Raw genomic sequence first — 22,177 nt, forward strand, 5'->3', positions numbered from 1 at the left:
TAGCATTGAACAATAATCGCCTGTATTATCCCTTTTCTTCCCAAACCATACATAAGTGCAAAATAGTATCAACCGCTTTTTGCATATCCTGTACAGATACCCACTCCTGCTTGCTGTGAAAAGCATGTTCGCCTGCAAAAATATTAGGTGTAGGCAAACCCATGAAAGATAACCGCGAACCGTCGGTGCCGCCACGGATGCTGCAAAGTTTTGGCTGCAGGCCTGCACGGCGCATGGCTTCCATCCCGTAATCTACAATTTGCGGGTGTTGGGCCAGCACATTTTTCATGTTGCGGTATTGCTGGTGCGTTTCTAATGTATATGTAGCGTTTGGATAACCTTTTAATATTTCGTCGGCCACCTTCCGTATAACATCTGCATGCTTTTTTAAATTCTCTTCTTCAAAATCGCGAATAATAAAATCGACAACGGCGGTTTCTACATGCCCGCTTAGATCAACCGGGTGCACAAAGCCGTGCATATCTGCAGTGTGTTCCGGCGACAAATTATCCGGCAAAGCCGAAACTATTTTACCTGCAATTTTTATTGCGCTTTCCATTTTGCCCTGCGCAAACCCGGGGTGCGCGCTTATGCCGTTTATGGTAAGTTTTGCACCATCGGCGCTAAAGGTTTCATTTTCCATGTTGCCGGCGCTTTCGCCATCCATAGTATAGGCGGCAAATGCACCAATCTTGGCAATATCGGTCTTATCTACCCCTCGGCCAATCTCTTCATCGGGTGTAAATAATATCTTTATGGTTCCATGTTTTATTTTGGAGTGATGCATCAACTGGTGGCAGGCGTCCATTATTTCGGCAAGTCCGGCTTTGTTATCCGCCCCCAAAAGTGTAGTGCCCGATGCCGTTATAATGTCATTTCCCAGTTGGTTTTTCAGGTCGGGATGGTCTTTCAATTTGATAATTTGTGCAGCATCATCCGGCAGGGAAATATCACCCCCCTGGTAATTTTTGTGGATGAGGGGTTTAACGCCCTTGCCGCTGCAATCCGGCGAGGTATCCATGTGTGAACAAAAGCAGATCACCGGTATGTCGGCCTTATCAGAATTAGACGGAATGGTGGCATACACATAGCCATATTCGTCGAGATGGGCATCATTAATGCCTATTTCTAATAGTTCGGTTACCAGTAAACGGCCAAGGTCTTTTTGCTTTTGGGTAGAGGGTATTGTTGTGGATGCGGGGTCAGATTGTGTATCTATCTGTACATACCGTAAAAATCTATCGGTAGCAGTGTAACTTAAGGGTGTGTTAAAATCCATAGAAAGCCTATATTAGTGGAAATTTTATTTGCCCGGTTGTGTTTAACCGCAGCTAATTTGTAAATATCAAACATAAATTCAATTGAAAAAGTATCTTTTATTTATTGTACTGGCATTAGCCTTTTATAAAGGTAAGGCGCAGGGTAGTTTAAACTATGCCACCTTTGGTATTGGTTTAAGCGCAAGTTTAAACCGCCCGTATGCCGATCTTAAAAAAGAGTATAATAATAAATCGTTTGCGTTAACCCTCAATTATTTTTATACACCTTATGTGCCTATTGGTTTAGAGTTCCAGATAGGTAAACTATCCGGCGGTGGCACAGACCTTAAGATAGATAAAGACGGCCGCCAATACGAAAACAATTATAAGGCGGTAATAGTGCATATGGATGTGCAGGCCGGCGAAATAATGAATTACCAGGGCAGCACGGTATTGAATGTGCTGAAAAACTTTTACCTGGGGTCAGGTATAGGTGGTATCATGAATAGCGTTAAAACACAAAGGGTAAGTGTTATTAACCCTCCTTATATGTTTCCGGGCACAGATAGCGGCGTTAACCTGATAATCCCTTTGCGTTTTGGTTACGAGTTTAAGTTTTATAACGAATATGACCAGCCAAACATCCGCCTGGACATTGGTTATCAGCATAATATAACCTTTGGCGAGGGTATTGATGGTTACGCCGACCCTACCACTAAGTTTAAGAACAACGCGCTTGACCAATACAGGCAAATTACCGTAGGTATTAAGGTGAACTTTGGCGGCCAAAATTCATACGATAAAGAGATTAGGGGGTACTAAGTTGAACATAGAAGAACTACGCGATTACTGCCTGGATAAACCAGGTGTTACCGAAAGCTTCCCGTTTGGTGAGGATACACTTGTTTTTAAAGTGGCCGATAAGGTTTTTATGCTTACCGGATTAGATTCGCCAAGTTTTAACGTAAAATGCGACCCGGAGCGTGCCATTGAACTACGGGAGCAGTACAGCGAAGTGCAGCCCGGCTTTCACATGAATAAAAAACATTGGAACACCGTACATACCGATGGTTCGCTTACCAATAAACAATTGCGTGAGATGATAGACCACTCATACGACCTGGTTTTTGCGAGTTTACCCAAAAAGCTGCAGGCCGAAATTGCCGACAGTAAATAATGTTATGAAAAGAAATTTCTTTCTGCTGATTGCCCTTTGTTGCTGGCTGCGGGGTTACGCCCAGCTTACCCCCTTTGAGCAAAGCAAGGATAAAAATTACACGGCCACGTATGCTGAGGTGATGACCTATTATAAAAGCCTCGCCAAAGCACAGCCGCAAATGCACCTTTTTAATTATGGTAGCACGGATATTGGCAAGCCGCTAATGTTAGTAGTTTTATCTAAAGATAAGGTGTTTGACCCGGCGCAAATCAAAAAGCAAAACAAGCGTGTATTGCTCATCAACAACGGCATCCACCCCGGCGAGCCCGAGGGCATTGATGCCAGTATGATGCTGGTGCGGGATCTGCTAAAAAAGAATCAATTGCCAAAAGACGTAGTGCTTTGCTTTATTGCCCTGTACAATATTGATGGTAATATGAACCGCGGCGTATCGCGCGTAAACCAAAACGGCCCCCGCGCTTATGGCTTTCGGGGCAACTACCGCAACCTGGACCTTAACCGCGATTTTATAAAGGCCGATAGTAAAAATGCCCTTGCCTTTACGCAGATCCTGAACACCTGGCAGCCGGAAGTTTTACTGGATAACCACACCAGCGATGGTGCCGACTACCAGTACGTGATGACGCTGATAGAAACCCAAAAGGATAAACAAAATCCAATATTGGCAGCCTATACAGATAAAACCCTTACGCCCGACCTGTATAAAGGGATGAAAAAAAGTGGTTATGAAATGATCCCTTACGGGGCCGGTGAACAAGGCCTGCCAGATAGCGGAATTGTTAGCTTTATGGAAACGCCGCGCTTTTCTACCGGTTTTGCTGCACAGCATAACATCATTAGTTATATGACGGAAACGCATATGCTTAAACCTTTTGATAAACGCGTGTGGGCAACCTATGCTTTTATGCAAAACCTAATAAACATTTGTCAGCGTGATGCGACAGTTTTAGGCATTATGAAAAAGCGGGTTGATGCCGAAGTGAGCAAACAAAAAACCTTCGCCCTTAACTGGATATTGGATGAAAACAAAGTAGATACCATCACCTTTAAAGGCTACGCCGCCGAATATAAAACCAGCGACGTAAGCGGCCTTAAACGGCTTTTTTATGACCGTGAAAAGCCTTATAGCAAACCTATAAAGTTTTATAACACCTACAAAGCAAGTGCTACTGCAGATAAGCCTGTAGCGTACATTATCCCGCAAGCGTGGGGCAAGGTTATCGATTTATTTAAGTTAAACAACGTTGCCATGAGCCGCCTGGCGCATGATACTACGCTGAGTTTGCAGATGTATAACATTGCCGATTACAAGACGGGCACAAGGCCGTACGAAGGGCACTACATCCATACCAATGTAAAGCTAAATCCGGTGGATGATAAAGTGAAGTTTTACGAGGGCGATTACGTGGTGTATGTAAACCAGCCCATTAACCGCTATATTGTAGAAACGCTGGAACCGCAAGGCGTAGACTCCTTCTTCGCCTGGAACTTTTTTGATAGCGTGCTCGGCCAAAAAGAATACTTTTCTGATTATGTTTTTGAAGATGTTGCCGCCAAAATGCTAAAGGATAACCCGGGGCTCCGCAAGAAACTGGATGATGCCAAAGCGGCCGACCCTAAATTGGCGGCAAGCGCGGGCGCGCAACTCAACTGGGTGTACCGAAACTCGCCTTATTTCGAAAAAACTTACCTGCGCTATCCGATAGGCAGGTTGCTTACCAATTCTAAACTCAACCTGCAATGATGGAAATTTTCCTGGCGTCGCCCGTGGCGTCAATCATATTTGTAATTACAATGGCTACCTCGCTTTGGGCTTTCTCTAACGAGAATATCTATGGCGAATTTATATTGAATCCCTATAACGTATCGCGTGGGCACAAGGTGTACACAGTTATCACCAGCGGGCTGATCCATAAAGACTGGAACCACCTGTTTTTTAACATGCTGTCGTATTATTTCTTTGCTTTTCAGTTAGAGAGTATGCTGGGGCACTGGCAGTTTGGTTTGCTATATGTGCTCAGTTTGATATTAAGCGACCTCCCATCCATCCAAAAACATAAAGATAACATTTGGTATAATAGCCTTGGCGCCTCAGGTGCCATCAGCGCAGTGATATTCAGCTTTATCATGTTTAACCCAAAGGCACAAATGGGTTTAATGTTTATACCGATACCTATCCCCGCCTGGATCTTCGGGATACTATACCTGGTGTACTGCCACTTTGCATCCAAACACGCGCGGGATAATGTTAACCACGATGCCCACTTATATGGCGCGGTTAGCGGCGTAGTGATTACATTCGCGTTGCACCACGATGTTATTAATGAATTTGTAAGGCAGTTTTAATTAGGCAGATCGATAGCTTCTTTGCTTATTTTGTTACCATCGGCATCAAACAAAAAGCTCATGGGTTCATTCGGGTTTTTGATAATCTCTAAGAGCAGGAAACCCCAGTTTTTCCAGAAGTTTTCTAATACTTGCCCGTAGGTTTTGTTGGTCCATTCATCAAATAATGGCTTGCTGCTTATGCCGCGCAGGGGCATATCTTCAATATAAATATCTTCGCCAACGGGTAAAATATTATACTCCGGCAGGCGGTTAAACAGGTAGTTGCTGTAAAATACCCGGCCGCTAAATTCATCGAACTGGATAGGGTGCAGCAAGTCGTCTTTTATCTGGCTGTAAATTTTATGATGATAACCAAAGTTGGCGGCATTGTCCTGTAGACAAATTACGAGGCCAAAATCTTTTATCCGCAAAGCAAATGTTTGGGTGTTGATCTCATCGCGGTAGCCAAACTCTTCGGGCTTGTTATCTACCTTAAATAAAAATAGGCTGTAAGGTTTAAACTCTTCAAATATAATAGGCAGGTTAAGGCTCTGCAGCATCAAATGCAGGTGGCTAAATTTATGGATAATGGCTTGCGATACGCTAAACTCCTCGCCCTGCGCATGCATCATTTTAATGCCTGATTGGATCTCGTTAAAGATAATCCCGTATAAAAGTTTGCTGGTCCATTGAAAAAGCTTTAGCTCATCAAGCGCCTTTACGCCTTCGTAGCCATTGGCAAACGCGGCAGCAACTTCCAGTTCAAGCGGGTCTAAATATTCCTCGTTAACGGCAGCTGAGCACGGGATCTTCAGGTCTTTGTATGTAGCTATGCTTTCGTCGAGCAGTTTAAAAGGCTGGTCTTCCAGGTTGTAAAGGCTCATTAGCCATTGGGGGAACACCTGGATCTTTTCTTCTTCGCTTTGCAGGGCCGCGCCTGTTAAAAAGCAGTTGCGGTTACTAAAGTTAAAACGTTCGAACGGTGCGTAAATTTGTGCCGGCATGGCTGCAAAGATAAGCAGGAAATTAACTTAATGTTTTAGCTTTGGTATTATTGACATGCGGCTTACTTATCAACCCTTCGAGCTACTTCTAAAGCACACATTCACCATCGCCAAATTTTCGCGTACAAGCACGCCTTTGATGCTGGTACAGCTTACTCACGAAGGCCAAACCGGCTATGGCGAAGCGTCCATGGTGCCTTACATGGGCGAAAGCCACCAAAGCGCCGCGGCGTTTTTAAGCACGGTAGATTTAAGCCAATTTAGGTTTCCGTTTGATTTTGCTTTGATTATTAATTATCTGGATAGCATAACCCCCGGCCAGCCGGCCATAAAAGCGGCTATTGATATTGCCCTGCATGATCTGGATGGAAAACTACAAGGTAAGCCATGTTGGGAGTTATTAGGCAGCGTCCCCGCCAAAATGCCGGTGACCAGTTATACCATTGGCATCGATACAGAAGACATCATCCTGCAAAAAGTTAAAGAAGCCAAAGGCCTAAAAGTGATAAAAGTAAAGCTTGGCCGCGATAGCGATAAAGAACTGATCCGAACCATTCGATCGGTTACCGATGTGCCGCTGTATGTAGATGCCAACCAAGGGTGGACTGACCGTAAACAAAGCCTCGATCTGATCTTTTGGCTGCACGAACAAGGTGTAAAACTAATAGAGCAGCCGATGCTAAAAACGGACATCGACGGCAATGCCTGGATAACAGAACACAGCCCCATCCCCATCATTGGAGACGAAGCTGTGCAGCGTTTGTCAGATGTTGATGATGCCAAAGGTGTTTACCACGGCATCAATATCAAACTCATGAAATCTGCCGGAATGTACGAGGCTAAACAAATGATAAACAAAGCCCGCGAACTTGATCTTAAAATACTCATAGGCTGTATGAGCGAAACCAGCTGCGCCACCCTTGCCGCCGCCGCCCTTGCCCCACAATGCGATTGGGCCGACATTGACGGGCCGTTACTCACCACAAACAATCCGTATCAAATACCCGCGATGGTTGATGGTAAGTGGGTGTTAAGTGATAAAGTAGGGTTGGGGTTGAATGTTATCGGGTAATTTACTCGCTACGCTTCGCTGGCGACCCTCTTTGCGAAGCAGAGAGGGTAGAAAAAAATAAAATATTTTATCCTCTTTGCGCGCAGTGAAGAGAGGATAGTCGAGCAAAGCAATGACCGGGTGAGTAAATAGCCGCAATGACATTGGAAAAAGTCTTAAAATCAAAAAAGGGATGCTTTCGCACCCCCTTTTCTTCGTTAGTTAGTTTAGTCAGTATAGTGTTGTTATTATAGTTCTTCGTCGTGCTGGCTTACGTCCAAACCTGCAAGCTCTTCTTCAGGAGTAACGCGTAGCGGGCTGATCAGGTCGGTTATTTTAAGTAGTACAAATGCACCTACAAAAGCAAATACCGATACTGCCACCAATGCAACAACGTGTTTGATGAATAATGAAGTTTCGCCGTAAGCCAAGCCATTAGCGCCAGCGCTGTTAACAGCTTTGGTAGCAAAAATACCTGTCATTAACATACCTACCATACCACCCACACCGTGGCAAGGGAATACGTCAAGGGTATCATCGATGTTGGTTTTGCTTCTCCAGATAACTACCAGGTTACTTACAACCGCGGCAACTATACCAATTATTAACGAGCTTGATACGGTTACAAAACCTGCGGCTGGTGTTACAGCAACCAAACCCACAACAGCACCTATACAAGCGCCCATTGCCGATGGTTTTTTACCTCTAAGGATATCAAAGAAGATCCATGACATGGCAGCGGCAGCAGAAGCTGTAGTTGTAGTTGCTAATGCAGTAGCAGCAAGTTCACCAGAACCTAATGCAGAACCCGCGTTGAAACCGAACCAGCCGAACCAAAGTAAACCTGTACCTAATATTACGTAGCTGATACGTGCCGGTGTGTGAACCTCTTCTGCACCGGTACGTTTTTTAAGGTAAAGTGCCGATGCAAGTGCAGCCCAACCGGCAGACATGTGTACCACGGTACCACCTGCAAAGTCTAACACACCATATTTAAAGAAGATACCTTCAGGGTGCCATGTAGCATGAGCCAGAGGGATGTAAATTACAATAATGAAAAGTGTGATGAAAATTAAGTATGAGTTGAAACGGATACGCTCAGCAAATGCACCTGTAATAAGCGCCGGGGTAATAACCGCGAACTTTAACTGGAACATTGCGAAAAGGATAACCGGGATAGTTCCCCATGCTACACCCAGAGTGTTTTGCATCATGAAGAATGATTTAGGGTTACCAATTAAGCCAAGGCCGCCAACATCTTCACCAAAAGCCATGCTGAAACCAAACACCACCCAGATGATAGTGATAAGGCCCATACATACAAAGCTTTGTAACATGGTAGAGATGACGTTCTTTTTACGCACCATACCGCCGTAAAAGAAGGCAAGACCCGGTGTCATTAATAATACCAGCGCGGTTGAAATTAGTAACCATGCAACATCGGCACCATTGTAAGTTGCCGGTTTGGCAGCTACTGTTGCTCCCGGGTACATAAACGCCAGGATAACTACAATAACGAGAATTCCAAAGGGTACAATTTTTTTCATGTTAAGATTTAAGTTAATAATTGATTGTTTAGTACATAGTTAATTAATCGGGTGGTTGGGCCGATAATTAATTTTTATAATTAATGTAATGATCAGTTTAACCTCATAGCCGGTTCATTCATAGAAGAGTTTTTCAACTCGTCGGTTAAATACTGGATATTGGATTTAATGTTAAAGATTATGAAATAAGCGAGACTGAATACCAGGGATAATAGTACGCTTACCAAAATGGCCACTTTTGCAATATCCTGCAATGCTTCTACCTTAAAAGCAAGCATTGTTGTAAAGATGGACATGGTAAAACCGATGCCGGCCAACGTGCCCATACCAAAAACCTGTTTCCATTTAACATTATTTGGCAGGCTGGCCAATTTTAATGCTACAAGCACACGGCTGAACAAGAAAATGCCTGCCGGTTTACCTATAACCAAGCCAAATATGATACCCATACCCAAGCTTGTCCCTAATGAACTTACGATGTGCTCGGGCATTAATATGGCTGTATTAGCAAGTGCAAAAAGGGGCAAAATCAAAAAGTTAACCCAGCCGTGAATGGCTTTTTCAATTTTAGGCAATGTTTTTACAGGGGTAGCAAATGCCACCAATACGCCTGTTATACTTGCCTCAACACCAGAGTTAAATATCGCATACCATATCAATAACGACAATGTTATTTGTATCACACCAAACTTTACCTTAAAATAGTTGCAGGCAAATAATGCCGCGTAAAGTATAGCTGCAATACCTAACAACACCCAGTTAAGATGGCCGCCGTAAAATAAGGCTATTACCACAATGGCGCCAAGGTCGTCAATTATAGCAAGGGCCATAAGTAATATTTTTAACCCTACAGGTACCCGGCTGCCCAATAACGACGCAACCCCTACAGAAAAAGCAATATCAGTGGCGGTAGGTATGCCCCAGCCATGTACATAGCTGGTGTGTAAATTAAACGCCACAAATATCATAGCAGGAACAGCCATGCCACCAAGAGCAGCGCCAAATGGCAAAATGGCTTTTTTTAAGCTCGAAAGTTCACCATTGATCAACTCCCTTTTAATTTCCATCCCGGCCATTAAAAAAAAGAATGCCATCAGGAAATTATTTATAAAGCTCGTAAAGTTTTCAGGTGCATGAAAAGATGTGGGGTTATGTAACCAGTCGCGGTTCCAAAAATCCCGGTACAGGTGCGTAACTCCGCTCATATTAGCCAGTAACATAGATACCATGGTACACACAATAAGCATGATGCCGGTAAAGCGGCTGTCATTTATTAATATCCTTAACGGATTAATTGCTTTGATCAGTAATTTTTCCATGGCAATGTTATAGTTATAAATACCCGGCTGTATTTGATGTAGCCAGGTATTTATTATGATTCAAATTAATCTACGTAGCCTAAAACGCCCATTTCAGGTATGTCAAGCCCTGCAATCTCATCTTCTGCTTTAACCCTGATAGGGGTAATTTTATTTGATATTTTAAAGAAGATGTACATCACGATAAATACAAATACTACACAGGTTACTGTGCCAATGCACTGTGCGCCAAGCTGGCCCCAATCGCCATAAAAGCCACCTTTTACAGTGCCTTTAACACCATTCCAGCCATCGCCGTATGAACCATCAGCAAAAAGGCCTAATGATAAAACGCCCCATGCGCCATTGGCGCCATGCACTGCAAACGCGCCTACAGGGTCGTCAATTCTAAATTTATTATCCATCAGATGAATAACTAATACAACCAGGCAACCCGCTATTGCGCCAATTATAACCGATGATAATGAGTTAACAAACGCGCAAGGTGCTGTTATAGCTACCAAACCTGCAAGCATGCCATTTGCAAGCATACCCGGGTCTGGTTTTTTACCTTGCATGTACAATATAGCTAACACAGCCAGTGTGCCAGCGGTACCGGCCATCATGGTATTTACGGCAACTATACTGATACGAAAATCGCCACCGGCCAATGTAGAGCCAGGGTTAAAGCCAAACCAGCCTAAAGCCAAAATAAAAGTACCTAATAATGCCATTGGGATATTGTGCCCGGGGATAGTGTTAGCTGAACCATCGGCATTAAACTTGCCGATACGCGGGCCAATAATTATAGCGCCTGCAAGGGCTGCAATACCACCAACAAGGTGCACAACAGATGAGCCCGCAAAATCAACCATGCCATGCCCTAATCCAAAATTAGCGCCCAGTTGAGACAGCCAGCCGCCACCCCAAACCCAGTTGCCGTATATTGGATACACGAACATGGAGATGAATAAGCCAAATATCAGGAAAGACTTAAATGACCATCTTTCAGCCATTGAACCCGTAGGGATAGTGGCGGTCGTATCCATAAATACCATTTGGAATAAGAAAAGGGTAAATACACCCACATCATAAACCTTGCTGTTTAAGAAAAATCCAACAGAGCCGGCAATGCCAAAGTCGTGCCCAAACAAGTGTATCACAACTTCGTGGCTTACTACGCCCGGTGCGCCGCCTAAAGTAGCTGCGTTAAGCGCGCCGCCAAACATAAATGCAAAGCCGCAAACCCAAAATCCGAACATGCCGATCGCATAAACCATAAAGTTCATACCCATGGTATGTGCAACATTTTTCTTTTGTGTAAACCCGGTTTCAACCAAAGCGAAACCAGCTTGCATAAACATTACCAGGAACCCTGCTATAAGGGTCCACATGATGTTGATGGCAATTTTGTTGTGCCCAATAGCGTCAACAATTTCGGTAGCGGTTGGCTGACCGGATTTTGCAGCTGTAACATCGGCTGCGGTTCCGGTTTTAGCGCCTGTAGCATCTTGTGCCAGAGAGCGCAGTGGCTGGAAAACCGTTAGCAACACTAATACTACCAGGCCAACAAGCAGGTAGGATGGGATTTTTTTTGGTAGAAATTTTAATTTCATAGTTTTAAAGGATAAAGTTTAGTTAATAGTTATTATTAGTCAGGTCAGTATTTTAGTGCGCGACAATGAATAATAGCCCCGGTGTTGTTAGCTTAAATAGTACTAAGAAAACAGCACCAGCCCAAGGTGCAACCTGTAAGCTGATGCCGGTTTAATTAAATCACAATTAGAAACATTTATATAAACTGTCGCGGTGTTTAATGCAAATTTTGGCTTGTTTTGGATAAAAAAGAAAGCCCTATCAAGGGTTTTGGTGTTTTTAATATCATTAATCATGTAAACAGACTTATTTTTTACGATGATTAAGGTTTCAGCAATGTTATTTAAACGAAAAACAACTATTAAATTAATAATATATCTAAATGGCGCGGAAATTAAATCCCTTAATGGCTTAAATCCATTGCTAATCATTAAAATATCTTTCAATACTGTCAGTTGCACATGCTAAAATAACAATATTAAAACAATACTATCAATAAAAATTGTATTTTTTTGTAAATTCATTCAAAAAACCGGTCTTATAATGAAAAATTAATCTTATTTATTTAATATCTGGTGTCTGAAAAACCTTTATTTTATCATTTTATGGGCATATTTTTAAATTCAGGCCAGATAATTATATCTTTTCAGAAAATTCAGGAAATCGGCAGGGATTATTGGATTATTTCAAATGTCAAAGAGAAAAAGCTGGTCTGTTTGCGGTTTTACCTTAGTTTCTATAGGCAAAAAGTTAGAAATTGTGATTCCCAACAACCTTACCCGGCTATTTTCGGTATCGGTAGCGGCAAGTAATGTTTTAGATGTGCTCAATATAGTATTGGCATCATCTATATTCTCCGGGAGTGAAAGGCTGCGTGTTATTTGCTTAAAGTCGCTGTATTTTATCTTGAGGGTGACGGTGCGCCCTTTTAAATGATATTTTAATAGCCGGTCATGCACTGTTTTGGCTATCTTTTCCAACTCGGCGTGCATTTCCTCAATATCGGTCAGGTCGTAAGCAAAAGTATCTTCAGCGCCCATTGATTTTGTTTCGCGATGAGGTTGCACGTCGCGGTCATCAATACCCCGCACTATATTATAATAAAAGGTGCCTGCTTTACCAAAGCAGCCGGTCATATCTTTCAGGGTTAATTTCTTTAGGTCGGCACCCGTAAACAGGCCCTGTTTTTTCATTTTTTGGGCTGTTACCTTGCCTACGCCGTAAAACTTTTCTACCGGCAGCTGCTCCATGAAATTTTCTATGGATGACGGGCCTATGAACATCAAACCATCGGGCTTCTTAATATCCGACGCGATCTTCGCTACAAACTTATTGATAGATACCCCGGCAGATGCAGTAAGGTTCAATTCATCTTTTATGGCTTGTTTTATTTGTTGCGCGATCTCGATAGCAGAGCCTATCGATAGTTTATCGTTAGTAACGTCCAAGTACGCCTCATCCAACGAGAGCGGTTCTATCAGATCGGTATATCGCCCAAAAATCTCGCGGATCTTTTGCGATACTTCCTTATAAGCCGCAAACCGTGGCTTTACAAATATGGCATGCGGGCAAAGCTGTAAAGCTTGTTTAGACGACATGGCCGAGCGGATGCCAAACTTGCGGGCTTCGTAACTGGCAGTAGCAACCACACCACCCCGTCCTTCGGGCAGGCCGCCAACAACGAGAGGCTTGCCCTGGTACTCGGGGAAATCGCGCTGCTCTACCGACGCGTAAAATGCGTCCATATCAATATGGATTATTTTACGTTTTATCGATATTTCGTTGTCGGCCACTGTATGCTACGGATATTAAAACTGTTTATTTAATTTACCTTTGGCAAAATTACTCAACTGCATATAAATATAATGTCATCCCATCACATTGTACGCGAAAAACAGGAACCTGCCCTGCTGTTATTAAGTGTCGATAATTTCGAGGAAGAGTTATTGGGCCAATTGCTGGAGTGGAGCCCAACGGTAATAACTACGCCGCTAATTGCCGAGCAGATGAACAGCTACGAAATAAAGATAGATATTATTGTAGCCGATGAAATTGACGAAACCCTGCAATCAGATATCAAACAGATCCCGCAAGCGGGGACATCGCAGGTAGAGGCCGCTTTAAACTTCCTCATCCAAAACGAATACAAAGCCGTTAATGTAGTGGCCGATGTGGTTAGCCTTGATGATTTTACAGCCTTCACCCCTAAAATAAACATCGTAATATATAGCGGCAACCAAAAAATTTACGCTGTTACCCCTGGCTTTAGTAAATGGAAACCTGCAGGCGAAAATATTTGTATTTTATTGGTATCATCAAACGTGAAAACCGGGGGGTTAACTGATAATGGCGATGGTGGTTTTGTAACAACCAACGATGGTTTTATCAGCCTTGATTTCGATGGAGGTTTCCTTTTTATATCAGAAGAGATCTGATTAGGATACAAGCCTGACAAACAGGCTGATTAGCGGCCTGTTTTTTGTACAAAAATAATTAAACATCAATTAAACCGTTGATGTGTTTCTTAGTCGTATACATACGTCGGCTTTGAAGGTGCCGATCAATTATAAATTTCAAGATGAAAACAGGATATAAAAAATTATTAAGTATTGCCTTAAGCGGAGTGTTACTCCTGTCTTTCGGCCTATCTGCCAATGCCCAACGTGGTAGCAGAGGTGGTGGCGGTGGCGGCGGAAGCCGTTCATCAGGTGGCTTTAGTGGCGGCGGTGGCGGCGGCGGTTTTAGCCGTCCGTCAAGCAGTGGCAGTAGCGGTGGTTTTAGCCGCCCATCTTCAGGAGGGTCTGCCGGTGTTGGCGTAAGCCGTCCATCAGGTGGTTTTAGTCGCCCGTCAGGTGATGCAGGTGTTAGCCGTCCGTCAGGTGGTTTCAGTCGCCCGAATAATAGTGGGTTCAGCCGTCCGTCTGGTGGTTTTAATCGCCCGAATAATAGCGGCATAGCCGGAACAAGAGGTACAACAGGCTTTAGCGGCCGTGGTACAGCAGTTGCCGGCAGCCGTGGTAATTATGGCTATAGCCGCGGCACTTACGGTAGTGGTGTAAGAGGCGGTTACCGTGGTGGCAACTATGGCCGTTACGGGTATGGTTATAATCGTGGCTACTACGGTGGTTCGCGTTATTTTAACCGTGGATTTTATAACAACCGTGGGTTTTACAATTCGTATTATTTGCCACGGATAGGTTTTAGTATAGGTGTGTTACCATTTGGTTATTACCCTTTCTATTACGGCGATTACCAATACTACTACAGCGATGGTTTATACTACCAGCAATACAATAACCAATACACCGTGGTTGAACCACCGGTTGGTGCCGAAGTAAACTCATTGCCTTCTAAAGCAGATGCTATTACTATTAATGGCGAGCAATACTACGAAAGTAATGGTGTGTATTACCGCGCGGTTACCAAAGATAATGGTATCGTTGTTTACGAAGTTGCCGGTAAAGATGGTGAACTAAATACAGCCGATGGTGGCGCAGGTGCCGGTGCCGAATACGACCAGCCTTATCAGATAGGTGACGTTTTAACCACCTTGCCGCAGGATAGCCGTAAGATCAAAGTAAATGGCGAAAAATTATACGTTGCTCCTGATGGGACTTATTTCCAGGAAACACGCGATAACGATAATAACAAAGTTTATAAAGTTGTAGGCCTTGCAACAGACGAGCCCGAAGACAATAACTAAATTATTTAAAATGTATTTAACGGCAGGTGCTTTGCAGCACCTGCCGTTTTTTGTGCCCTATATTTACAGATAAACCCGGGGCTGGGATTTATCCAAACAATTTTTATCCCCCGTGCATTATTTGTTAAGTTATGAGACATGTGCATCATAGGCATTACCGAAATGTGCCGATGTTTGTCAGGCTCGCTCAAACGTGTGCCATAAACCTATTTACAGGACTATTAATTATGAAAGCCCTAATATTAAATTGCACCCTTAAGCCGTCGCCGGCAGCATCAAATACTGAAGCATTGGCTAAAGAGTTTGTTGGCGAGCTGGAAAGCCTTGGGGTTGAAACGAACATGATTCGCGTGGCAGATCTCAATATTATCACGGGTATAAAATCTAACATGGGCGAAGGCGATGCCTGGCCCGCTATTTTAGAAGAGCTTTTAGCATCCGAGATATTAATCATAGCCACCCCCACCTGGATGGGAACCATGAGCAGCGAAGCTCAGAAAGTTTTAGAGCGTATAAACGGGCTTTACCCAAAACGTGACGCACAGAACCGGCCGGTTACTTTTAACAAGGTTGCGGGCTTTGTAGTAACAGGTGCAGAGGATGGCGCCCGCCACGTAGTATCAGAAATAGCAGGCGTGCTGATGGACGTTGGCTTTACCATCGCGCCGCAATCTTACACCTATTGGAACAATGGTCCCGGTCCCGGGGATAACTACCTGGAGAGCGATTATCGAAAAGAATGGTCGATACAAACGGGTAGGGCTGCTGCCGCAAATGTGGTGGCGGTTGCTACAGCCTTAAAAACCACACCCATTCCCGGCAGGGAATAACATTGGCGTTGATATTATTACCTTTGCGGTATGATCGACGTTGTATTAAAGAAAGGTAAAGAGAAAGCCGTATTGCATAAGCACCCCTGGGTATTTTCTGGCGCGATAGAAAATGTGAAGGGAGAACCTGCCAATGGCGAAATTATCCGCCTGTTGGATAGCAAGAATGGTTTCCTGGCTTACGGTTTTTACAATGATCAATCGCGCGTTGCCGTCAGGTTATTGGAGTGGGATGAAAGTGTAACCGTTGATGACAATTGGTTTCGTGAAAAGGTACAGGTTGCTGTTGCCGGCCGTGCCCATATCCTTGCTGATGGAACAACGGATACCTGCCGTTTGATCTTCAGCGAATCTGATTACCTGCCCGGCCTTATTGTAGATAAATACGCCGACCACTTAGCTGTGCAGGTGTTAACATTGGGTATGCAAAACGCCATGCCGGTTATTATAGATGAGCTTAACGCACTTTTAAAGCCAACCAGCATCTTTGATAAAAGTGATGCAACATCCCGCTCGCACGAGGGGCTGGAAACCACCAACGTTTTATTGGCCGGCAACCAACCACCCGAATTGGTGATGGTAAAAGAGAATGGCATCAGCTATGGCATCAACATCGCCGAAGGCCAAAAATCAGGCTTTTATTGCGATCAGCGTTATAACCGCCAGCTATTGGCAAGCTATGCAAAAGGCAAGAGAATGCTGGATTGTTTTAGCTATACCGGCGGCTTTACCTTAAACGCGTTTAAACATGGCGCGGCATCGGTAACCAGTGTTGATAGCTCTGCACTGGCGCTGGAAACGCTTGAGGAAAACATCCGCCTAAATAAATTTGAGGGTACGGTGCATAATGCCATAAAATCTGACGTGAACGTACAGCTACGTAAGTTTAGGGATGAAGACGCCAAGTTTGATATTATTGTGCTAGACCCGCCAAAGTATGCGCCATCGCGGTCGGCGTTGGATAGGGCATCGCGGGCTTATAAAGATCTTAACCGGTTAGGCATGCAACTGCTAAACAGCGGCGGCTTGCTGGCTACCTTCTCCTGCTCTGGCGCTATGGATATGGAAACTTTTAAACAAGTATTGGCCTGGGCTGCCCTTGATGCCGGCAAGCAGGTGCAGTTCATCTACCAGTTTCACCAACCCGAAGACCATCCCGTTAGGGCATCATTCCCGGAAGGGGAGTATTTGAAGGGGTTATTGTGCAGGGTTTGGTAGAATAATTTCCTGCTAACTAAATATGTCATTAATATATAGGCTTGGTCACGGCAACCCATTCATAACAAAGCAACCTCCAAACTATGCGTAATACACAGTTTGGAGATTGCTTTATACCACGCAATTATGCGCGGTTATACTATCGGCAGGAAACCTAAGTAAAAATTAATCTAAAGTTATTTGCCTTTTGATGCTTTCTTCAAGAGATATAAAGGTCTCGGTGCGTTGTATGCCCTTTACGCTTTGGATGTTTTCGTTCAATACCTCGCGCAGGTGGTTGGTATCGTGGCATACAATTTTAGCGAAGATACTGTAGCTGCCGGTTGTATAATGCAGCTCTACAATTTCGGGCACGGCCTTTAATTGTTTTACGGCATCGTTATACTGCGACCCTTTCTCCAGGAATATTCCCAGGAAAGCGGTTACATCATACCCCAGTTTTTGAGGGTTTACTTCCAGGCTGGCACCTTTAATTACACCCATCTCCTCTAACTTTTTCATCCGCACGTGTATGGTTCCGCCTGAAACGATCAATTCTTTTGCGATTTCGGTGTAAGGGGTGGTCGCATTTTTCATCAATATCGATAAAATCTGTATATCCAGATTATCAATTTCTAAATTTTGAGGTTTCCTGTGAGGCATAATTTTAAATATCTATATTCAAATACAAGTATAATTATAATTAAAGTAAAAATAAAAATATTTTGTTGAAATATTTGCAAGAAAGTATCAACTCTGTTAGATTTGTATAGAGCAAATGACAATTGCTTTATTGTTCTTTAAAAACAAACATTGTTGGGTGGTGAAATTTTTGGCAGACACACCTCCTTGTCCCGGTGGCGGAGAATATGGAAAACCCGAAGCGGGCTAACCACTCTGTGAAGGTTCGAACCCTTCCCCAACAGCTATTAGATCGGAAGATCTAATTAACATCCTGTAGGATGGTGAAATTTTGGCAGACACACCTCCTTGTCGCGGTGGCGGAGATAATGGGAAACTCTTAGCAATAAGAATAACCACTCTTTGAAGGTTCGACCCCTTCTCCTACAGCTCTTCTCATAATTTAGGTTTATAATTGGTTAGTAAAGGCCCCTGCCCATCAGGGGCTTTACTTGTATAAGAGACTTTTTTTCTAACCTATCACACGGCCATTTCATATTGAATTTTGAACTTCGGGTATTGGATTTTACTTCATTATCCCGTGTTGATATACTAATAAACAAAAAATCCCGGCTGTTTACCGGGATCTTCGCATAATATTTAATTAATCAGATCTCTCATTAAAAGAATTTAAAGCCTACGCTTAAAGCCCATATATTTTGGCGCTGGCCATAACTTTCGTTTATTTTAGTAAGGCCACCCTCGTAACGCAAATCGGCAGTTATATGGCCAATATCAATACCCCCACCTACCTGGTAACCCAGCGTGCTTTTTTTGTAATTGCCAAAATCATTGTAAGCGCCACTTACGTTATCGCTAAAGTTTTGGTTCTTATCCATCAGGTAGCTGTAAACCGGGCCGCCCATAATCCTAAAGTTTAGGTTATCGCCACCAAAACCTTTACCTATTAATAATGGTATATTGATGCTGGTAAAGGTTACCTTACCATTTGTAGTTACAGTGCCGCCGTTGTTATTAAAATCGAACTTACCGCCGCTGCTGGCTACATATAGCTCGGGCTGTAAATAAAGGCTACTTCCAAAACGCGCAAATAAACCTGCCTGATACCCGGCAACGGTAGACTCGCTTACATTATTGGCACTGATCTTGGAAAAGTTGACGCCCGCTTTGGCACCCAGCGAGAACTGTGCTTGGGCACTTATTGCCGCCATAAATAGTATGGCAACGCTTAACAAACATTTCTTCATAGTAGTAATTGTTTAGTTGATAAAAAAAGTTAGATGTGCATGTTGTTAAAAGTTTAACACTCTGCAGCATATTAAACGCCTGTAGCGGGGTATTTTTTATATTTTTGCTTAAATATTTTATTGTATGGCAGAGATAACGATCAGTAACAAGGATTGGGAACGTATAAAAATTAAGGTTCAGCGCAAATATAACAACCTTACCGACGAGCAATTACAATATACCGAAGGCCAGGAAGACAGCCTGATAACCCGCCTGATGGACCTGGTTAACCGCGACCGTAAATACGTGGTATTTACTCTTACCAAAGCGTTGGTGAACATGGATACTAACCGCCTTTAAATTTAGTTTATTATATAAAAGCCGTTTGGCTTTTATATATTTATAGTTCAAGAGGTTGGGAGCATGGAAAAAAGTGTGATAAGCAAATACAAAAAACAGGCGATATATATTGGCGGGCTGGCAATTGCTGTTAGTTTATGGAGTTTTCAGGACGATCTTTTCCAAATCTCGAAAAACCTGGATGTATTTGCATCGGTATATAAAGAGGTTAACATTAATTATGTTGATGATATAAACTCGGCAAAACTGATTAAAACAGGTGTTGATGCTATGCTGGAGGGGCTGGACCCTTATACCGAGTTTGTGCCCGAATCTGAAATTGAAGATTACAAACTGCATTATGTAAGCACCCAATATGGTGGCATAGGTGCAAGCATTTTTTTGCGTGATAGCAAAGTTTACGTGTCTGATGTATTTGCCGGCTTCCCGGCCCAAAAGGCAGATATACGCCAGGGTGACCAGATGCTGAAGATAAACGATATTGAGCTTGCCGGTAAAACTAACGACCAGGTGAGCCAACTGCTTAAAGGATCTAAAGGCGCGGTAATTAAATTACTAATGAAGCGCGATGCCGAAGCCCCGCTTGTAAAAACCATAACCCGCGACGAGATAAAACAGCCAAATGTAGTTTACACCGGCATGGTAGCCAACAACATGGGTTATATAAAACTGAATAAGTTTTTAGAAAATTCGGCCGAAGAAGTTACTACCGCGCTTGTTGCGCTTAAAAAGAACAACCCCAACGGGATCATCCTCGACTTACGATCTAACGGTGGCGGCATCTTGCAGGAAGCCGTTAAAATAGTGAACTTGTTTGTACAAAAAGATGTACAGGTGGTATCGCAACGCGGAAAAGTTAAAGAAAAGAATTTTACTTATAATACAGTATCAACTCCTTTAGAACCAAATTTACCGTTGGTGGTATTGGTTAACAGCCGCTCGGCATCAGCATCAGAAATTGTAGCCGGTGCGTTGCAGGATCTGGATAGGGCTATTATAATAGGCCAGCGCAGCTACGGTAAAGGCTTGGTACAACAAACCTTTAACCTGCCTTACAATAGTTTGGTAAAAGTAACGGTGGCTAAATACTTCGTACCATCGGGCCGCTGTGTTCAAGAGTTGGATTACACCCATCGTAAAGATGATGGTAGTGTTATTAAAATGGCCGATTCTTCTATCCACGAGTTTAAAACCCGTAATGGCCGCTCGGTTTATGATGGCAGCGGCATATACCCGGATATCTATATAAAGCAGGATAGGTTCGCTAACATTACCCAAACGCTGGTAAGCAAGCTGTTTGTTTTTGATTACGCTACAAAATACCGTAACGCGCATCCGCAGCCTATAGACCCAAAATCCTTTACTTTAACAGATGATGGGTATGCCGATTTTACCAAATACCTGGAAGGTAAGAATTATACTTATAGCACCATATCCGAAAAAATGCTGGGCAGCTTAAAAACAGAAGCGACCAGGGAGAAGCAGTTTACCGAGATCCAGGCCGAGTACGATGCGCTTAAAACCAAAATGGCCAGCAGCAAAAAGAACGATCTGCAACTACATAAGGAAGAAATAAAGCAGGTGCTTGAAAACGAAATAGCATCACGATACGCGTACGAGAAAGGCCGCTACGAAGCTAACTTTAAGTATGATAAGGAACTGGCCGAAGCTGTAAAAACGATGCAGGATAAAGCTCAGCTGGCAGCTATCCTTAAAGGAATAGGCGATTATAAAACCATAGGCAAACCCGTATTAGCCATGGCCGGTAAAAAAGAAGATAGGGATTAGAAGCGAGAAATAAGAGCCAAGAATCGAGACGATTTAACCATACAAAGCTTTTCGACTATTTGGAGGTTATTTTGCATCCTCTGCCTTTCCTCTTGTATTTTGATGTAACATCGATGTTATAACTATTTTAAGTTTAAACTATAACAAGCTATATCTGTCATACCTGCATTAAAACATAAAAACAACGTTATGAAAAAGATCATCATCACTGCAGCAATATTTTTTAGCTGTATAGCATACAAATCTGCCGATGCGCAAATTAGTTTAAGCCTTAACATCGGCAGCCAGCCTGAGTGGGGCCCGACAGGTTACGACCATGCAGATTATTACTACATGCCGGATATTGATAGCTACTACGATGTACCGGCTCATCAATACATTTACCTGGAGAACAATAGTTGGGTGCGCCGTGCAGGTTTACCGGCAAGATACAGTAATTACAACTTATACAATGGTTATAAAGTAGTTGTAAACGAGCCAAGGCCATGGACCCGCGCCACCGTTTACCGTACTAAGTATGCCAATTATAAAGGCCATAAAGGTCAAACCATTATACGCGATAGCCGTGATGTTAAATATAGCAACCATTGGGCTGGCAACAATTATAACCGCCCCGTTCGTGTTGTAGAGCATAAAAAGGTTGTAAAATACAAAGGAAACAATGGCAACCACGGGGATAATGGCAACCATGGCAATAAAGGAAACGGGCACGGTAAAGGCCATTAATAATTGCCATATAATATAAAAAGCGTACCGAAAATTTCGGGACGCTTTTTATTCCTTATTGTTTTTAGTTTTTTATTAGCACCGAGTTGATCACTTTTTCCAACTCCTCCAAGTCGAAAGGCTTGGCAAGATATGTTTCCGCGCCGGCATGATCTGCAAGCAACTGAATGTCGCTATTGGCCGAAAAATACACCACAGGTATGTTTTTTAGCACTTCGTCTTTTTTAAGGGTTTGGGTAGCAATGATGCCGCCGGCGTCAGGGATCCAATTGTCCATCAGAATAACATCGGGCGATATACCGCTAACTTTTTCGGTAATATCATTGCAGTCCGTAAAGGTATGAACCTCCCAGCCTTGTTCTTCTAAGATATAACTACAGATCGATAGAATGTCTTCATCATCATCAAAAATGATGATTTTTTTTGCTTTGTCGCTCATTG

At 43.2% G+C, this 22,177-nt stretch carries 22 protein-coding genes and 1 tRNA gene; 13 read left to right on the forward strand and 10 right to left on the reverse strand.

Annotation, left to right across the window (positions count from 1 at the left end; all coding sequences use genetic code 11):
* Positions 1-25 precede the first annotated feature (25 nt).
* Entirely contained in the window at positions 26-1,279 is a 1,254-nt protein-coding gene (gene pepT, locus ACVW0P_RS15790) for a peptidase T (RefSeq protein ID WP_457132954.1), read from the reverse strand.
* A gap of 82 nt (positions 1,280-1,361) precedes the next feature.
* Between pepT and ACVW0P_RS15795 the strand changes: the two genes are divergently transcribed.
* Genes ACVW0P_RS15795 through ACVW0P_RS15810 form a run of 4 tightly spaced genes read left to right on the forward strand, consistent with a single transcriptional unit; the run spans position 1,362 to position 4,785 of the window.
* Complete coding sequence (locus ACVW0P_RS15795) at positions 1,362-2,081, forward strand: hypothetical protein (RefSeq protein WP_354427071.1); 720 nt, start codon at positions 1,362-1,364, stop codon at positions 2,079-2,081.
* Position 2,082: 1 nt separating this feature from the next.
* Positions 2,083-2,436, forward strand: coding sequence for an MmcQ/YjbR family DNA-binding protein (locus ACVW0P_RS15800; RefSeq protein ID WP_457132955.1), 354 nt, complete (start codon positions 2,083-2,085; stop codon positions 2,434-2,436).
* A gap of 4 nt (positions 2,437-2,440) precedes the next feature.
* Complete coding sequence (locus ACVW0P_RS15805) at positions 2,441-4,183, forward strand: M14 family zinc carboxypeptidase (protein WP_457132956.1); 1,743 nt, start codon at positions 2,441-2,443, stop codon at positions 4,181-4,183.
* Positions 4,180-4,785, forward strand: coding sequence for a rhomboid family intramembrane serine protease (locus tag ACVW0P_RS15810; protein ID WP_457132957.1), 606 nt, complete (start codon positions 4,180-4,182; stop codon positions 4,783-4,785). The genes ACVW0P_RS15805 and ACVW0P_RS15810 overlap by 4 nt, the downstream gene beginning before the upstream one ends.
* Here the strand turns inward: ACVW0P_RS15810 and ACVW0P_RS15815 are convergent.
* The gene (locus ACVW0P_RS15815) at positions 4,782-5,771 is read right to left on the reverse strand and encodes a hypothetical protein (RefSeq protein WP_457132958.1); all 990 of its coding nucleotides are present in this window, start codon (positions 5,769-5,771) and stop codon (positions 4,782-4,784) included. The genes ACVW0P_RS15810 and ACVW0P_RS15815 overlap by 4 nt on opposite strands.
* A gap of 55 nt (positions 5,772-5,826) precedes the next feature.
* On the opposite strand from ACVW0P_RS15815, the gene ACVW0P_RS15820 reads away from it, so the two are divergent.
* Positions 5,827-6,843 carry a dipeptide epimerase gene (locus ACVW0P_RS15820; RefSeq protein ID WP_457132959.1) on the forward strand — a complete coding sequence of 339 codons (1,017 nt, stop codon included), beginning with the start codon at positions 5,827-5,829 and terminating at the stop codon, positions 6,841-6,843.
* Between the two features lie 227 nt (positions 6,844-7,070).
* Here the strand turns inward: ACVW0P_RS15820 and ACVW0P_RS15825 are convergent, their stop codons facing one another.
* The 5 genes from ACVW0P_RS15825 to dinB all read right to left on the reverse strand — a co-directional run bounded on the left by ACVW0P_RS15825 (position 7,071) and on the right by dinB (position 13,008).
* Entirely contained in the window at positions 7,071-8,369 is a 1,299-nt protein-coding gene (locus ACVW0P_RS15825; protein WP_457132960.1) for an ammonium transporter, read from the reverse strand.
* Positions 8,370-8,461: 92 nt separating this feature from the next.
* Positions 8,462-9,688 carry a Na+/H+ antiporter NhaA gene (nhaA, locus tag ACVW0P_RS15830; RefSeq protein ID WP_457132961.1) on the reverse strand — a complete coding sequence of 409 codons (1,227 nt, stop codon included), beginning with the start codon at positions 9,686-9,688 and terminating at the stop codon, positions 8,462-8,464.
* Positions 9,689-9,753: 65 nt separating this feature from the next.
* Positions 9,754-11,283 carry an ammonium transporter gene (locus ACVW0P_RS15835; RefSeq protein WP_457132962.1) on the reverse strand — a complete coding sequence of 510 codons (1,530 nt, stop codon included), beginning with the start codon at positions 11,281-11,283 and terminating at the stop codon, positions 9,754-9,756.
* A gap of 102 nt (positions 11,284-11,385) precedes the next feature.
* Positions 11,386-11,724, reverse strand: a complete 339-nt coding sequence (locus ACVW0P_RS15840) for a hypothetical protein (RefSeq protein WP_457132963.1) — start codon at positions 11,722-11,724, stop codon at positions 11,386-11,388.
* Between the two features lie 225 nt (positions 11,725-11,949).
* Positions 11,950-13,008: a DNA polymerase IV gene (gene dinB / locus ACVW0P_RS15845; protein ID WP_457132964.1), complete on the reverse strand. Its 1,059-nt coding sequence runs from the start codon at positions 13,006-13,008 to the stop codon at positions 11,950-11,952.
* A gap of 120 nt (positions 13,009-13,128) precedes the next feature.
* Between dinB and ACVW0P_RS15850 the strand changes: the two genes are divergently transcribed.
* The 4 genes from ACVW0P_RS15850 to ACVW0P_RS15865 all read left to right on the forward strand — a co-directional run bounded on the left by ACVW0P_RS15850 (position 13,129) and on the right by ACVW0P_RS15865 (position 17,014).
* Complete coding sequence (locus ACVW0P_RS15850; protein WP_457132965.1) at positions 13,129-13,698, forward strand: thiamine pyrophosphokinase; 570 nt, start codon at positions 13,129-13,131, stop codon at positions 13,696-13,698.
* Positions 13,699-13,841: 143 nt separating this feature from the next.
* Complete coding sequence (locus ACVW0P_RS15855) at positions 13,842-14,966, forward strand: DUF6515 family protein (protein ID WP_457132966.1); 1,125 nt, start codon at positions 13,842-13,844, stop codon at positions 14,964-14,966.
* 227 nt (positions 14,967-15,193) lie between these two features.
* Positions 15,194-15,796: a flavodoxin family protein gene (locus ACVW0P_RS15860; RefSeq protein WP_457132967.1), complete on the forward strand. Its 603-nt coding sequence runs from the start codon at positions 15,194-15,196 to the stop codon at positions 15,794-15,796.
* 30 nt (positions 15,797-15,826) lie between these two features.
* Entirely contained in the window at positions 15,827-17,014 is a 1,188-nt protein-coding gene (locus ACVW0P_RS15865) for a class I SAM-dependent rRNA methyltransferase (RefSeq protein ID WP_457132968.1), read from the forward strand.
* Between the two features lie 165 nt (positions 17,015-17,179).
* Here ACVW0P_RS15865 and ACVW0P_RS15870 read toward each other — a convergent pair whose 3' ends face one another.
* Positions 17,180-17,656 carry an Lrp/AsnC ligand binding domain-containing protein gene (locus ACVW0P_RS15870; RefSeq protein WP_252758844.1) on the reverse strand — a complete coding sequence of 159 codons (477 nt, stop codon included), beginning with the start codon at positions 17,654-17,656 and terminating at the stop codon, positions 17,180-17,182.
* 151 nt (positions 17,657-17,807) lie between these two features.
* Here ACVW0P_RS15870 and ACVW0P_RS15875 point away from each other — a divergent pair.
* Positions 17,808-17,919: transfer RNA gene (locus ACVW0P_RS15875), tRNA-Asp, on the forward strand.
* Positions 17,920-18,294: 375 nt separating this feature from the next.
* Here the strand turns inward: ACVW0P_RS15875 and ACVW0P_RS15880 are convergent.
* Positions 18,295-18,882: a porin family protein gene (locus ACVW0P_RS15880; protein WP_354427053.1), complete on the reverse strand. Its 588-nt coding sequence runs from the start codon at positions 18,880-18,882 to the stop codon at positions 18,295-18,297.
* 124 nt (positions 18,883-19,006) lie between these two features.
* On the opposite strand from ACVW0P_RS15880, the gene ACVW0P_RS15885 reads away from it, so the two are divergent.
* From ACVW0P_RS15885 to ACVW0P_RS15895, 3 genes are all read left to right on the forward strand, one after another.
* A complete protein-coding gene (locus ACVW0P_RS15885) occupies positions 19,007-19,222 on the forward strand; it encodes a hypothetical protein (protein ID WP_354427052.1) in 216 nt (71 codons plus the stop codon).
* A gap of 63 nt (positions 19,223-19,285) precedes the next feature.
* Positions 19,286-21,010 (forward strand): S41 family peptidase, encoded by a 1,725-nt coding sequence (locus ACVW0P_RS15890; protein ID WP_457132969.1) that lies wholly within the window; start codon positions 19,286-19,288, stop codon positions 21,008-21,010.
* A 189-nt stretch (positions 21,011-21,199) separates the two neighbouring features.
* Entirely contained in the window at positions 21,200-21,736 is a 537-nt protein-coding gene (locus ACVW0P_RS15895; protein WP_457132970.1) for a hypothetical protein, read from the forward strand.
* A 64-nt stretch (positions 21,737-21,800) separates the two neighbouring features.
* Here ACVW0P_RS15895 and ACVW0P_RS15900 read toward each other — a convergent pair whose 3' ends face one another.
* Positions 21,801-22,175, reverse strand: a complete 375-nt coding sequence (locus ACVW0P_RS15900; RefSeq protein WP_457132971.1) for a response regulator — start codon at positions 22,173-22,175, stop codon at positions 21,801-21,803.
* Positions 22,176-22,177 lie beyond the last annotated feature (2 nt).

It is taken from the genome of Mucilaginibacter sp. UYNi724 (genome assembly GCF_054057495.1).

What these genes read in the sequence shown, in the direction of transcription:
- pepT (WP_457132954.1), bottom strand. Translation starts at nt 1,279, where the DNA reads ATGGATTTTAACACACCCTTAAGTTACACTGCTACCGATAGATTTTTA.
- ACVW0P_RS15805 (WP_457132956.1), top strand. Translation starts at nt 2,441, where the DNA reads ATGAAAAGAAATTTCTTTCTGCTGATTGCCCTTTGTTGCTGGCTGCGG.
- ACVW0P_RS15810 (WP_457132957.1), top strand. Translation starts at nt 4,180, where the DNA reads ATGATGGAAATTTTCCTGGCGTCGCCCGTGGCGTCAATCATATTTGTA.
- ACVW0P_RS15815 (WP_457132958.1), bottom strand. Translation starts at nt 5,771, where the DNA reads ATGCCGGCACAAATTTACGCACCGTTCGAACGTTTTAACTTTAGTAAC.
- ACVW0P_RS15820 (WP_457132959.1), top strand. Translation starts at nt 5,827, where the DNA reads ATGCGGCTTACTTATCAACCCTTCGAGCTACTTCTAAAGCACACATTC.
- ACVW0P_RS15825 (WP_457132960.1), bottom strand. Translation starts at nt 8,369, where the DNA reads ATGAAAAAAATTGTACCCTTTGGAATTCTCGTTATTGTAGTTATCCTG.
- nhaA (WP_457132961.1), bottom strand. Translation starts at nt 9,688, where the DNA reads ATGGAAAAATTACTGATCAAAGCAATTAATCCGTTAAGGATATTAATA.
- ACVW0P_RS15835 (WP_457132962.1), bottom strand. Translation starts at nt 11,283, where the DNA reads ATGAAATTAAAATTTCTACCAAAAAAAATCCCATCCTACCTGCTTGTT.
- dinB (WP_457132964.1), bottom strand. Translation starts at nt 13,008, where the DNA reads ATGGACGCATTTTACGCGTCGGTAGAGCAGCGCGATTTCCCCGAGTAC.
- ACVW0P_RS15850 (WP_457132965.1), top strand. Translation starts at nt 13,129, where the DNA reads ATGTCATCCCATCACATTGTACGCGAAAAACAGGAACCTGCCCTGCTG.
- ACVW0P_RS15855 (WP_457132966.1), top strand. Translation starts at nt 13,842, where the DNA reads ATGAAAACAGGATATAAAAAATTATTAAGTATTGCCTTAAGCGGAGTG.
- ACVW0P_RS15860 (WP_457132967.1), top strand. Translation starts at nt 15,194, where the DNA reads ATGAAAGCCCTAATATTAAATTGCACCCTTAAGCCGTCGCCGGCAGCA.
- ACVW0P_RS15865 (WP_457132968.1), top strand. Translation starts at nt 15,827, where the DNA reads ATGATCGACGTTGTATTAAAGAAAGGTAAAGAGAAAGCCGTATTGCAT.
- ACVW0P_RS15870 (WP_252758844.1), bottom strand. Translation starts at nt 17,656, where the DNA reads ATGCCTCACAGGAAACCTCAAAATTTAGAAATTGATAATCTGGATATA.
- ACVW0P_RS15880 (WP_354427053.1), bottom strand. Translation starts at nt 18,882, where the DNA reads ATGAAGAAATGTTTGTTAAGCGTTGCCATACTATTTATGGCGGCAATA.
- ACVW0P_RS15885 (WP_354427052.1), top strand. Translation starts at nt 19,007, where the DNA reads ATGGCAGAGATAACGATCAGTAACAAGGATTGGGAACGTATAAAAATT.
- ACVW0P_RS15890 (WP_457132969.1), top strand. Translation starts at nt 19,286, where the DNA reads ATGGAAAAAAGTGTGATAAGCAAATACAAAAAACAGGCGATATATATT.
- ACVW0P_RS15895 (WP_457132970.1), top strand. Translation starts at nt 21,200, where the DNA reads ATGAAAAAGATCATCATCACTGCAGCAATATTTTTTAGCTGTATAGCA.
- ACVW0P_RS15900 (WP_457132971.1), bottom strand. Translation starts at nt 22,175, where the DNA reads ATGAGCGACAAAGCAAAAAAAATCATCATTTTTGATGATGATGAAGAC.